At 58.3% G+C, this 13,125-nt stretch carries 9 protein-coding genes, 1 pseudogene and 1 riboswitch; of the genes and pseudogenes, 8 read left to right on the top strand and 2 right to left on the bottom strand.

Going from position 1 to position 13,125, the window contains the following annotated elements; genetic code table 11:
• Nucleotides 1-24: 24 nt before the first annotated feature.
• On the bottom strand, nt 25-1,359 hold the full coding sequence (gene aroA, locus ACVWZ1_RS03430; protein ID WP_457466602.1) for a 3-phosphoshikimate 1-carboxyvinyltransferase: 1,335 nt from the start codon (nt 1,357-1,359) through the stop codon (nt 25-27).
• Between the two features lie 216 nt (nt 1,360-1,575).
• Here aroA and rsmH point away from each other — a divergent pair, with 216 nt between their 5' ends.
• Both rsmH and ACVWZ1_RS03420 read left to right on the top strand, forming a co-directional pair.
• Complete coding sequence (rsmH, locus tag ACVWZ1_RS03425) at nt 1,576-2,505, top strand: 16S rRNA (cytosine(1402)-N(4))-methyltransferase RsmH (RefSeq protein WP_457502541.1); 930 nt, start codon at nt 1,576-1,578, stop codon at nt 2,503-2,505.
• Between the two features lie 176 nt (nt 2,506-2,681).
• Nucleotides 2,682-3,230 (top strand): hypothetical protein, encoded by a 549-nt coding sequence (locus tag ACVWZ1_RS03420; RefSeq protein ID WP_457502522.1) that lies wholly within the window; start codon nt 2,682-2,684, stop codon nt 3,228-3,230.
• A 129-nt stretch (nt 3,231-3,359) separates the two neighbouring features.
• Here ACVWZ1_RS03420 and ACVWZ1_RS03415 read toward each other — a convergent pair.
• Nucleotides 3,360-3,543, bottom strand: a pseudogene (locus ACVWZ1_RS03415) (hypothetical protein); the annotation flags it as partial.
• Between the two features lie 295 nt (nt 3,544-3,838).
• A riboswitch (cobalamin riboswitch) is annotated at nt 3,839-3,990 on the top strand.
• Between the two features lie 38 nt (nt 3,991-4,028).
• On the opposite strand from ACVWZ1_RS03415, the gene ACVWZ1_RS03410 reads away from it, so the two are divergent.
• From ACVWZ1_RS03410 to ligA, 6 genes are all read left to right on the top strand, one after another.
• Entirely contained in the window at nt 4,029-5,999 is a 1,971-nt protein-coding gene (locus tag ACVWZ1_RS03410; RefSeq protein WP_457466599.1) for a TonB-dependent receptor plug domain-containing protein, read from the top strand.
• Between the two features lie 107 nt (nt 6,000-6,106).
• A complete protein-coding gene (locus tag ACVWZ1_RS03405) occupies nt 6,107-6,535 on the top strand; it encodes a DUF1636 domain-containing protein (RefSeq protein ID WP_457466598.1) in 429 nt (142 codons plus the stop codon).
• 11 nt (nt 6,536-6,546) lie between these two features.
• Nucleotides 6,547-7,416 (top strand): (2Fe-2S) ferredoxin domain-containing protein, encoded by an 870-nt coding sequence (locus tag ACVWZ1_RS03400; RefSeq protein ID WP_457502521.1) that lies wholly within the window; start codon nt 6,547-6,549, stop codon nt 7,414-7,416.
• A 237-nt stretch (nt 7,417-7,653) separates the two neighbouring features.
• Nucleotides 7,654-8,061 (top strand): hypothetical protein, encoded by a 408-nt coding sequence (locus ACVWZ1_RS03395; protein WP_238376949.1) that lies wholly within the window; start codon nt 7,654-7,656, stop codon nt 8,059-8,061.
• 122 nt (nt 8,062-8,183) lie between these two features.
• Complete coding sequence (locus tag ACVWZ1_RS03390) at nt 8,184-10,232, top strand: ArsA family ATPase (RefSeq protein ID WP_457466595.1); 2,049 nt, start codon at nt 8,184-8,186, stop codon at nt 10,230-10,232.
• Nucleotides 10,233-10,264: 32 nt separating this feature from the next.
• Nucleotides 10,265-12,325 (top strand): NAD-dependent DNA ligase LigA, encoded by a 2,061-nt coding sequence (gene ligA, locus ACVWZ1_RS03385; protein WP_457466622.1) that lies wholly within the window; start codon nt 10,265-10,267, stop codon nt 12,323-12,325.
• Nucleotides 12,326-13,125 lie beyond the last annotated feature (800 nt).

Here is a 13,125-nt window from a genome sequence, read left to right as displayed (position 1 = left end):
ATCTTCGCTCCCCACAAGATCCTCTCAAGACTCGAGGGAAGAAGCTGTCAATCGTTGCAGGGTGGGAATGAAGTCGGGGTAGGAGATGCGGGCACAGTCGGCTCCTCTGAGGAGGGTGGATCCCTGCGCTCCCAGGGCTGCCACCATCAGACTCATGGCGATGCGGTGATCCTCGTGGCTATCGACCTCAGCTCCATGAAGGGGGATCCCTCCTTTGATTTCCAGGCCATCGGGATATTCGGCGACCTGGGCTCCCATGCGGCTCAACTCTTGGGCCATGGCTGACAGGCGGTCGCTTTCTTTCACCCGCAGCTCTGCGGCATCGCGAATCACCGTGATCCCTTCGGCAAAGGCCGCCGCCACCGCCAAAACCGGGATCTCGTCGATCAGGGTGGGGATGAGATCGCCGGCGATGGTGCAGCCGCGCAAGCGGGCCGAACGCACCCGCAGATCTCCCAGGGGCTCGCCGGCCATTTCCCGGCAGTTTTCAATTTGAATATCGGCCCCCATCTCCTGCAACACCCGTAGTGCACCGGTACGGGTGGGGTTGAGGCCCACATCCCTTAGCAGCAATTCGCTCTCGGGCACAATGGAGGCGGCCACCAGCCAAAAGGCTGCCGAGCTGATATCTCCCGGCACCTGAACTTTTTGGCCCACCAGGTGGGATCCTCCCACCACGGCCACGGTTTTTGTTTCCGGATCCACCTGAATGTTGGCCCCGAAGGCCCGCAACATCCGTTCCGAGTGATCCCGAGAGAGAGCCGGCTCGGTGACTTGGGTGGTGCCTTCCGCCAGCAGACCCGCCAGCAAGAGGCAGGATTTTACCTGCGCTGAAGCCACCGGGGAGCGGTAGTGAATGCCCTTGAGGGATCCCCCTTGTACGGCCAAAGGTGCCAAGGTTCCACCGGCCCGTCCCCAAATGCTGGCCCCCATCTGCCGCAGTGGTTCTACCACCCGTCCCATGGGCCGCGAGCGCAGGGAGCGATCGCCAGTGACGGCAAAAAAGCGCCCGGCCTGGCCAGCCAGGATCCCCAGCATCAGGCGCAAGGTGGTGCCGGAGTTACCTGCATCCAACACGTCTGCCGGTTCTTGCAGCTGGCCCAGGCCAACTCCCCGAATGCGAACACACTCGCTGTTGAGCTCCGAAATATCTGCCCCCAGCGCCCGAAAGCAGGCTGCCGTACTGCGGGGATCCTCTCCCAGCAACAGCCCTTGGATGGTGGTTTCTCCTTCGGCCAGGGATCCCAGCATCAGGGCGCGGTGGGAAATGGACTTGTCGCCGGGGATGCTCACTTGGCCGCGCAGGCCCTTGGCCGGCGAGAGAGTGAGGATATCGGTAGAAGAAGAGTGAGTCAACACAGCAACTCTGATGGCAGACTGGGCAAAAGCGGCAGCAGTCTCATCTTACTCAGGCCCGGACTCATGCCCCAGAGATCTTACCAGGGATCCCAAGACAGCCTGTCTTTTGACGGCCACCCCTCTTTTCCCAGAGGATCACCTTAACAACATGGATTCCTCGGTCGGGGCCTGGCCTCGGCCTTTTTTTTGCAGATACTGAACTTTGTAGCAGCAGAAATAGAACCCCCGCAGACCGTGCTTGGCAAGGTGTATCAACACGATTCCGTTTTGACCGAGGAGGTGATGGCCTACCTGCAACCCCAGGGGGGCGGCACTTTTCTGGATGTGACGTTGGGAGGGGGTGGGCACAGCTTGGCGCTGCTGCGGGGGGGAGCTGCCCGAGTGGTGGGGTTGGATCGGGATCCGGCGGCTCTGCAGGCGGCGCAAGCGCGTTTTGCAGCAGAAGGGATCCCCGGCAGCCGCATCCAACTGTGGCACCTCAATTTTGCCGATTTCGATCTGCAGCAGCATGGCTTTCGGGATGAGCAGGGGCAGGGGATTCCCTTCGATGGCATCGTGGCCGACTTGGGGGTGAGTTCGCCGCAACTGGACTGCCCTGAGCGGGGATTTAGCTTTCGCGGAGAGGGGCCGCTGGATATGCGCATGGATCCCAGTGCCGCTCAGGAAACCGCTGCCGATTGGGTTAATCATCGCCCGGTCGAAGAGTTGATCGAGATTTTCACCCGTTACGGCGAAGAGCGATTTGCCCGCCGCATTGCCCATCACATCGAGCAGGCTCGTCCCCTCGCCACAACCACTCAGTTGGCCCAGGTGGTTTGGCAGGCAGTACCTCCGGCAGCTCGGCGAGGCCGCATCCACCCGGCCACCCGCGTCTTTCAGGCGTTGCGCATTGCCGTGAACCGAGAACTGGAGGCTTTAGAAACCTTGCTGGCCCAAGCCCCCACTTGGCTGAAACCCGGCGGCAGGTTGGCCGTGATCAGCTTCCATAGCCTTGAAGATCGCTTGGTGAAATGGGCCTTCCGCAGGGATCCCCGTTGGCAGGTGCTCACCCCCAGGCCCTTGTCCCCTTCCGAACTGGAACGGCAACGTAATCCACGGGCCCGCTCTGCCAAACTGCGAGTGGCTGCCCGCAGCAGTCAGATGTAGGTTTAGGTTGGTTCTCCCGCTCTCAAGAGATCGGCTACCGTGAAGCGGACAGCTGTCCTGCTGAGGCCGGGAATCGGGAGAAGGGGGTTGCTGTTGGGGGGCGCGGGGAACTAGGGTGAAGCGGAACCGGCAGTCCTGCACCGTCGGATCCCTTGGTGTGTGTGAGGTTAAGCCCCATGGTTAGCCAGCCTTTGAACGCAGGTCTTGATCGTCCCAAAAACCCTCGTCGCCACAGACGGTCTTCTGCTCTGAGCCGACCCCTCTCCGGTACAGTTCAGGCCAGCCGCACCCAGCCTTTGGATTTGAAGTTGAAATCAGCCCATCCTCGCAGCCGACATTCGGCTTGGGCAGAACACCTAGCTTGGTGGAAGCAGATCTCCACAGGGATGGCTATCCTCTCTGGGGTTTCAGTGTTAAGCCTTTACAGTTGGACTGTGCATACCCAAAGCCGGTGGAGCCAGCGTTACCAGGTGTGGCAGCAGATGCAGCGCAACGAACGACAGTTTCTGCTGACTCAGGAATCCATCGCCAATTCTCTGCGGGAAATTGCCGACCGCTCCGAAATGGTGCCGCTGGTACCGGATCGGATGATTGAGGTGCCGATTGCCTCTTCCGGCCAAGTTGAGCCGGATCCAGCCCACCAGGCAACGGCTTTGCCAGAAAGAGCGCTCCGCGCCGCTCACGCGACCGAAAAAGCCCCTCTTTTCTATCCGGTTGGGTACTAATTCATACGGATCCCGCCCATGACGGCTAGGCCAGCGTCCCCATCTTGCTTTCCCAAAAGCTGTGGGTCTTGTGAAGTCTCAGCGTATCTGATACATTTACGCTGAACACTGCTGAACATCACTGTTCAACTATGCAGCGATAGCATTCTGTTTGTTTCCAACCAGAATGGCGGTATCCCGCAAAGCTTTGAGTAGAATACCCAAAGCGCAGTTTCCGTGTCGTCTTACTACCAATTTTCTGCTTTGCTTTGGCTACCATGTTGGCAGACTCGAAAGTAAACAGAAAGATCAACTGGTAGTAATCCGTACTGAACATATTATACATTATTTTCAGTATAGTTGAGCTTATTATTGACTAGAGTCATGCTCTGTTCTCTAAAAGGCTAAGGGATCCCTGGGCCTCGCGATCTGGAGTAGCAGCGGGCTATCCTTCAACTGCTTACAAAGCAGTGAAGAAATCTGGCCTAAATGGGATGTGGCCCATCCGAAGCCCTGGGATTGCCGTTGGGATCCCGTTCACCCCTGGGGATGACATCCCCCCTGGCAGGATAGGAACTCCAGAGCAGGGGATGTATGATGCCTAGCACGGCTTTTTCGGAGCAATCGCAGAGAAAGCTGTACCGACAGGTTGTCCTGGGGATCAGCCAGGGCATGTAAAGGGGAAAGTCCGGTGCAAATCCGGCGCTGTGCCGCAACTGTGATGGGCTTGGGCTAGACCCATGCCCTCAGTCAGGATGCCCGCCTGCGGTTTTGGCTCGCATTTCTTCCGCGTCGCACGGAATCAGGAGCTTTAGGAAAATGAATCCCATTCTAGGTCTCAGCCTGGCGCTGGGGGGCTTTGTTTTGGGGATCCCAGCGTGGGCGCAGCCGGCAGCTTCCCCGCCCTCAGCTCAAGAGGTTTTGGAAACCGGCGTTAGCGCCGAGATTTTAAATCAACCCGTCACCACGCCTTTTCGTCGCCCCGGCTTGCTGCGGGATTCTTCCCGCCCGGTTTACGTCATTACCCGCCAGCAAATTCGAGAGCAAGGGGCAAGAACCGTTCAGGAGGCCCTGCGCTACCTGCCCGGGATCCTCAGCGACGGCACGGCGGGAACCCAGTTGGGAGCCCTTAGCTCCCAGTTTATGCGGGGAGGACGAACGGCCCAGGTGTTGGTGCTCTTGGATGGCCGCCCCATTAACGACCTGGGCTTTTTTGGCGGGTTCGATCTGTCTCAGATCACTACAGATGTGGTCGAGCGTATTGAGATCTCTCCAGGTGGGGGCTCCACCTTATACGGCTCCGATGCCGTTGGCGGGGTCATCAACATCGTGACGCTGGATCCAAAGCCGGGATCCGAGACCGTGCTGGAAGCGGCTATCGGCAGCTACGGCCTCAACGAGCAAGGGATCCAAAACCGCGGCCAGGTGCAGGATCTGGGCTGGGTGGTCAGCTATCGCCGTCTGCAGAGCAACAACGACTTTCCCTTTGAAATTAGGCGTTTGGGCAAAGCCGGCAGGCGGGAAAACTCGGCGGTGGAGTACCACAACCTACAAGCCAAGCTCACCTGGCAATTGGCAGAAGGCCAAGTCCTAACCGGAAATGCCCTTTATCTCAACAAAGCGTTTCAGGTGCCTGGCAGCACCGAGTTTCCCTCCCCCGATGCAGTGCAAAACACCAACGACCTGCTGTTAGATCTCAGTTGGCTGTGGAATCAAGAGAAGGGATCCCTGCAAGCTAGGGTATTTTTTGACGACCTCAACTATCGCTTCAGCGCCCCACAAAGCCAGGGATCCCGGGATGAGATCCTGCGAACGGGGTGGGGATCCCAACTGCAATACACCTGGAAGGCTGCTGAAAACCTGGAGCTTACTCTAGGAGCAGACTACCGATCCATTTCAGCTCGCAACACCACCTTCTCCTTTGCCAGGGGATCCACCAATGTCAACTACGACAATACCGTGAACCAAGGGGCCCTCTTTGCCCGCCTGGATTACAAGCCACAGCCCAACTTTTATCTCAACTTAGGTGTTCGCCAAGATTCGAGCAATCTGGTCAACGGTTCGGCCACCTCTCCTGCCGCAGGGATCCGCTGGGTTTTGGCAGAAGGCACCACCCTGAGGGCCAATTATGCCGGCAGCTTTCGCACCCCCTTGATCTCAAACTTATTCTTTCGTTTGCGGGGCTTTTTTGAAGTCGACGGCAACCCCAATTTGCGCCCGGAGCGGGGAGAGAGTTTTGACATTGGCCTGGATCAGGCTTTGGGAGATTTTGGCCTACTGCGCTTGACCTTTGCCCATAACCGCATCCGCGATGGCATTACCTTTGTCAGCACTGGCCCGCGCAGGGGAACCTACGAAAACATTGAGCTCGTGGAATACACGGGCTTGGAAGCAGCCCTGGATTTGCGATTGGGGGAAAACTGGACTCTTTTTGCCAACTACACCCTGAACGATCCCATCATCCGCTCGGCGCTGGATCCCAAAGCGGTTGGCAAACAGCTAGCCTTCGTGGGAGCAGACAGCTTCAACCTGGGCCTGAGCTACCGCGATGCAGAGGATCGGTATGCCTCAGTTTTCCTGCATCACATTGGCACTTTCTTTACCAACAACGCCAATACCCAATCTCTGCCCGGCTACACCAACCTGGCTCTGCGGGGAGGGATCCCAGTAGCAGAAAATCTCGCTCTCGAGGTGGGAGTCGATAACCTGCTGGATGAGCAATATGAGGTTTTCCCCGGCTACCCCGGAGTGGGTCGCACCGTTCGGCTTAATTTAAGGGGCCAATTTTAGAGCGACTTGAGGCTGACTTTTAGCTGTCTAACTCACTGCTGAATCCTTGGCCAAGACATTGAGATCGTCTTTGCCTCTTCTCACACCCTTTGCTTGGACAGAAACCTATGACTATATCAAGGAGCACCATGTCTCGATCAACTTCCCAGTTGCCAGTTCAAGCTGGCAGCGCTGCTCAGCAACCCAGCGGTCATTATCTCTGGGTTTGCATCACCTGCGGATCTCAGTGGGTTAACGGCCAAAAAGAAGGGACTAGCAAGGGAGAAATGCTGCTGTCTGCCCTGCAATCCCAAACCCTCCACCCCCAACTAACTCTAAAACCAGTTGCCTGTATGAGCGCCTGCAGCCATGCTTGCGTTGTTGCGTTGGCAGCACCTCAAAAGATGACCTATGTTTTTGGAGATCTGGATCCAAAAGATGTGGAGCTGATTCTGCAGACAGCAGAGCTCTACCTCACCAAGCCAGATGGGATCCTACCCTGGGCCGAGCGCCCTCTCAAAAAAGGGGTGATTGCTCGTATTCCACCACTGCACTGAGGAGCTTTCTCATGGCCACTTTTACCCCCTGGATAACCCCCCTCCATCAAGCTTGGCAGGAAGTTTCTTTAACGGGTTGGACAACCCTTTATGAAGGGATCCCTGCCCACATCGACTGCTTGGGGCCGTTGCTCTACGAGCTGTTTCAAGAGCACTGGGCCGAGATCCAGGTGGGCCATGTGGCGGAAGGCGGGGTGCTGGAGCTGGCTTTCAAGAAACCTCCAGCTTTGTGCGTGCTCTACGATGGCTATCTAACCGTTGCCACCGAAACTTGGCACCTGCATTTGTGCCTGGAGGAGCACCAAGGCGGCCCCCATCGCAAGACCCCACCCGAGCTGCGCCGCAAAAGATTGGTTAGCCGTGCTGCTCTCTACCGGCGCCTCAATCCCCAAGGTCAGCCCCGCATGTGGGGAATCCAATTCTGGAATGGAGCAGAAGAGCCTTTGCTGCAGATTTTTCTGCCCAGCCCCTTTTTGGGGCCAGAGGAAGACTACCTGCCGGAAGGCAAAGCAGATTACCAAAAGCTTTCTCTTTACGAGCGCATCCGCGCCATCTATGTGCAGGGGAAAGAGCGGATCCCCTATGAGGATAACCCTCTTAAACGTCCCTACCTTGCCGTCTGTCGTTCCAGCCGTTGTTATCCTTCCCGCAACTACCAACCGGTTGTGGAAGCTCTGGAATTGGCTCTTCGAGAAGCCAACCTAGACGTACAGGTTATCACCTCAGGCTGCTTGGAAGTTTGCCAACAGGGGCCCGTGGTTTTTTACTCTGGGGATCGCACCTGGTACAAGCGGGTTACTCCCCAAGTAGCTCGGCAAATTGTTTTTGAGCATTTGCTTAATAGCTGTCCTCTGAAAGACCACCTTTTTCCAGGAGATTAAAGCATGATTGGCCTGCAATCGAGTGCTCAACCTATCCCCAGATCTTGCCGCTTGATCTCAGCCCCACTTTGGATACAAGCTGCTCAAGATTTGGCCCAAGGCTGGTTCTGGCCCAGCTTGTTTACCACCGTCGGCTGTCTCAGCAATATTGCTTATACATGTACCCTTCCTTTTGTAACTGTTGGTATTGTTGCAGGCACAACTTTAACCCGCCAAAGGGCAATCATTAGTGCTTTGATGATTTGGCTGGCCAACCAAATCTTTGGCTACACCTGGCACAACTATCCCCGCACTCCCGATTCGTTTGCCTGGGGGTTGGTGCTGGGGATCGGCACGGTGGGGATTGCTCTTGCTGGCGGTTACCGACCTCTGTTTTCTCAGTCCAAGCCGCTTCGGCCAAGGCAACTGCTGCTGAACTATCTCTGGATCCCGGCCATGCTCATCTTGGGGTTTCTGGCTTTTGAAGGGCTGATTTTGGCCGCCGGCCTGGTTTTGGGGGGAACGGAGGGCCTGACCCTGCCCATTCTGGGCAAAATCTGGCTGCACAACTGGCTGTGGACAGGACTTTGGATCGGGATCCACGCGCTGCTGGTGTGGGACAGAGGACGTCGCCGGGTGTGGCTGGGAGAGGAGAAACTGCGGTGAGCTGCTCCCGTACAAGCTCTTCCCATCCCGTCAGCGGTGCGGAGCACCTTTGCAGTGATCTAGAGCATCCCCAAGAGGGATCCAGGCCAAAATAGGGGCGACCTATGTGGGAGGGGATCCCTTTGCAACTCAGTCGCGTTAACAGTGAGGAGCATTCCTGCCATCCTCTGCTCTTGGCTTCCCAACGCCTCTTGCTGTTCAGCGGCAAGGGAGGAGTGGGCAAAACAACCTTGACCTGCGCGCTGGCTCGCCAACTGGCCCAGGTGGATCCCCAGCGCCGTCTGCTCCTGATGTCCACAGATCCCGCCCACTCGTTGGGGGACGTGCTGCAAATCTCGGTTACGGATGTGGCCCAACCCCTGCCGGATCGCCCCAATTTGCAGGTGCGGGCTTTGCAAGCGGAGATTTTGCTGCGGTCTTTTCGGCAAACCTATGGGCCGGCCCTGGAGCTCATTGCCGAGCGGGGCAGTTGGTTTGGCCGAGAGGATCTGCTGCCAATCTGGGATTTAGCCTGGCCGGGGGTGGATGAGCTGATGGCGATTCTGGAGGTCAACCGGCTGCTGGCTGGGGAGGAGGTGGATACCGTTATCTTGGACACGGCCCCCACCGGGCACACCCTGCGGCTGTTGGAGCTGCCCGACTTTTTGGATAATCTGCTGGCCGTGTTTGCCACCTTTCAGGCCAAGCACCGGGAAATCGCCCAAGCCCTGACGGGCACCTATCGACCGGATGAGGCGGATGCATTTTTAGCCCAGTTGCAGAGGGAACTGGAGGGGGGCAAAGCCCGCTTGACCACTCCGGAGAGCACCTCTGCTTGGCTGGTGATGATCCCGGAGCAGTTGAGCGTGGCGGAAACCCGCCGCTTTTGTCAGCAACTGCAAAACCGCCGCGTGCCCATCGGCGGTCTTCTGGTCAATCAGGTGCTGCTTGCAAGAGAGAATAACAGCCAACCTTCGCTGCCCGCTGCTCTCCCCTCTCCTCTCTACTTGGCGCGGCAACAGGAACAGCGGCGTGTGCTCAAAGCCCTACAGGAGGAGCTGCCCGGATATCCTATCTGGATCTGTCCCTATCAACTGCAGGAGCCAATTGGGTTAGCGGCCCTGGATGAGCTGGTTCAGCAGCTTCGCCCCTTGCCAGAGGTGCTGCTGGAGTTGGAAGGGATCCCAGAGCAAAAAGCAGAGAGCCAAGAGAAGAGAAAGTCTCTCTTCTCCACCCTCTTCCCTTCCTTCAAGGGGATCCCGTCCCTACCGGATTTTTTGACCCAAGGGATCCGACTGGTGTTGGTGGGGGGCAAAGGGGGTGTGGGCAAGACGACGGTGGCCGGGGCCCTGGCTTGGACCTTGGCCAAGCGCCATCCCGACAAGCAGCTCTTGCTGGTCTCCATCGATCCGGCCCACTCGTTGGGGGATCTGTTTCAGACGAAACTGGGTCAGGATCCCATTCCCCTGCTGCCCAACCTGCTGGGGCAGGAGGTCGATGCGGCGGCGGTGCTGGAGCAATTCCGGCAGGATTATCTGGAGGAGGTGGCGGCCATCTTGGCAGGGGAGGGGACGGCAGGGGTGGAAGTCCAATACGACCCACAGGCGTGGCGGCAACTGCTGCAGATGCCCCCACCCGGCTTGGATGAGGTGATGGCCCTGTTGAGTGTTCTCCGACAGGAGACGAGCGGGCAGTTCGACCTGGTGGTGCTGGACACGGCTCCCACAGGCCATCTCCTGCGGTTTCTGCAGATGCCCCAGGCTCTGGAAGGTTGGGTAAGCTTGGCCCTGAAGCTGTGGCTGAAATATCGGGATGTGGTGGGCAGGTCGGAATGGGCGCAGCGGATGCGGGAGCTTTTGGCCCAGGTGCGGCAGCTTCGGCAGCAGCTCCAGGATCCCCAGCTTGTCACCTTTATCCCCGTCTTTAACCCCGAGCAGGCGGTTCTGGCAGAAACCGAGCGTCTTTTGGCGGAATTGGATGCTTTGGGGATCCCTCATCCCTACGCCGTTCTCAATCGAGTGTGGTTAGAGGATTCTACCCCCTTTGGAGAGGCCCTCCGCCGTCGTCACCAGGCTCTTCTGGCCCAGCTCCCCCAGCTATTTTCCCAGCAGGCTATCTTGATCATTCCCTCGCTGCATTCTCCCAGCGTGGAGAATATCGGCTCCTACTTATTGGCTCCTCAGGAGCCCTAACCTAGGGGTAGACCTTGCTCACCCAAAGCGTTATGGATCCCAAGTTGGAAGAACGCGCCCGCGAGCTGCGCACCCTGCTGCAGAAGGCCAGCATTGCCTACTATGTCCACGATGCTCCCATCCTGGAAGACAGCGTTTACGACCGCCTTTACCGCGAGCTGCAAGAGCTGGAGCGGGCTTACCCTGAACTGGTCACCCCCGATAGCCCTACTCAGCGGGTGGGAGAAAAACCTGCAGAGCATTTTCCCACCGTCTTCCACCGCATCCCCCTCTACAGTTTGGAAAACGCTTTCAACCCAGAAGAACTGGAGGAGTGGCAAGAGCGCCTGCTGCGAGTTTTGGGCCGTGCCCCTGTTCCCGACAGCAGGACAGAGGGAGAGCTGGAATATGTCTGTGAGCTGAAGATTGATGGCGCCGCCTTGGCCCTAACCTACATCGAGGGTCTTTTGGAGCGGGGCGCTACTCGGGGGGACGGGCAGGTCGGAGAGAACATCACCCCCAACGTGCGCGCCATTCGTTCCATTCCCCTGCGGCTGGCGACAGCAGATCCGCCTCCCGTTTTGGAGGTGCGGGGGGAAGTCTATCTGGCCCTAGCCGAGTTTGAACGGATCAACCAAGAGCGTCGTTCCGCTGGGGATCCCCCCTTTGCCAACCCGCGCAACTGTGCTGCCGGCACCTTGCGGCAGTTGGATAGCCGCGTTGTGGCTGCCCGCAAGCTCAGCTTCTTCGCCTACGCCCTCCACTGGCCGGAAGGATGGCCCGCCGGGGATCCCCCGCAAACCCAGTGGCAGTGTCTGCAGCAGCTCAAGGAATTGGGATTTCCGGTCAACCCCCTCTCCCAGGTCTGTCGGGGCTTGGGGGAAGTGATCCAGTTTTACGAGCGGTGGCGGGGTGCCCAGCTCCCCTACGCCAGCGACGGGGTGGTGGTGAAATTGAACTCCTTGCGGCTGCAGGAGGAGGCCGGCTTTACGCAAAAATTTCCCCGCTGGGCCATTGCCCTCAAATACCCAGCTCAAGAGGTTCCCACTCGCATCCGCGCCATCGTGGCCAGCGTGGGCCGCACCGGCGCCGTCACCCCGGTGGCAGAGTTGGAGCCGGTTCCTCTGGCCGGCACCCTTGTCAGCCGCGCCAGCCTGCACAATGCCGATCGCCTGCGGGAGCTGGACGTGCACATCGGCGATACTGCCATCGTGCGCAAAGCCGGGGAGATCATCCCGGAGGTGGTCGGGATCCTAAAAGAATTGCGCCCTGCCGATGCCGTTCCCTACAGCCTGCCCAGCCAGTGCCCGGAATGCCACACCCCCTTGGTTCGTCCCCCCGGCGAAGCCGTGACCCGCTGCCCCAACCCCGAGTGCCCGGCTAAGTTGCGCGGCCAATTGCAGCACTGGGCCAGCCGCGATGCTTTGGATATCGAAGGCTTGGGGGAAAAGCGGGCAGCCCAATTGGTGGAGAACTTGGGAGTGCGCACCGTAGCCGATCTCTACCGCCTCACCCCAGAGCAGTTGCAGGGCTTGGAGGGGATGGGATCCCGCTCCAGCCAAAAGCTGGTGCAAGCCATTCAGCGCTCTCGTCAACAGCCCTGGGAACGAGTGCTCTACGGGCTGGGGATCCCCCATGTGGGGGTGGTCACCGCCCAGATTTTGGCCGGCCATTTTCCCACCCCTGAGCTTCTGGCCCAGGCCAGTGCAGAAACCATTGCTCAGATCTACGGGATAGGCGCGGAAGTGGCCGAAGCGGTGGTGGCCTGGTTTGCCAAGCCGGCCCATCGTCGCCTGTTGCAGGAGTTGCAGGCGCTAGGGATCCCCGCTCTTCCTCAGCAGGAGAACCCTGCCGTCTCCCAGATCCTGGCCGGGAAAAAATTCGTAATCACCGGCACCTTGCCCACCCTCTCCCGCCAGCAGGCCAAGGCTTGGATTGAGAGTCGGGGGGGCAAAGTCACCGCCAGCGTCAGCCGCCAAACCGACTACGTAGTGGTGGGCTCTGACCCCGGCTCTAAGCTGGAGCAAGCCCAACAACTGGGGATCCCCCTGCTGACCGAAGCGGAGCTGTTGGCGCTGGATCCCACCGTGGAATCCGGTGATCTGCATCCTTGACAGGGTGGATCCCCGAAAAACTTGGGTAGGGTGGGTTGTCTTAGCGGCAGGGATAATTTATGATTCACCTCTAGTGAGGAGTGGACGCCAATAGGGGGAAGCGAACGCAACACGGACAGTTCCTTCCCCTTTTTGGTTGGAGAAAGGCGCGATTACTCCCAAAAGTATCCAACTTAGCTGAAAGATTCCTTTGCCTCCGATGACTGCCTTTGCCAGTGCCAGGTAAGTTCAACTATGATGGGATCAGCGGAGACGCATGTTTCCGTTCACTCCTCACACCATCTTCCGCTCGGCGTCAAGTCGGGCGGTTTTTCTATAAATCCGTCCAAAGGATGTATGACCATTCCCGATAGCAGCGAAACGGCTCACCCCTTCCATTTCCAGTTTTCCTCCTTGTAAGACACTTGGGGAGAACCGAGGCTGTGGCGTTTGCACGGGTAGCGCAGAGCGCTGGAGAAGCTTATGGTCACTTTGAAGCAAGAATGAAACACCTCCGTTGCATTGCTTCCCAGCTCCCTTTTGAAGAGTGGGTGGTCGCGGAAGCGACACGGAGCGCTTGGGAAGTGTCTCAATCCAGTTTGAAATGACTATATCTCCAGTCTTTCCAGTTGATCCCCATGGGAATCTCTTGGCACCCTGCCCCCTTGGGGATCCGGAAACAAGCCCTACGAGCCCAGTGGAGATGCTAGACTAGTATGTCAGTGAGATTCCACCAACTTCGGCCTCCTTACGCTTTCGCAGCCAATTTGCGACTGGATTGGAAGGTTTAGTTTTCTTCTGGCTTTTGCCGGATTAGGATA

Source organism: Thermostichus sp. MS-CIW-25 (assembly GCF_054060015.1).
Note: the sequence above shows the minus strand (reverse complement) of the source record. Positions and strands in the feature narration are given on the sequence as shown.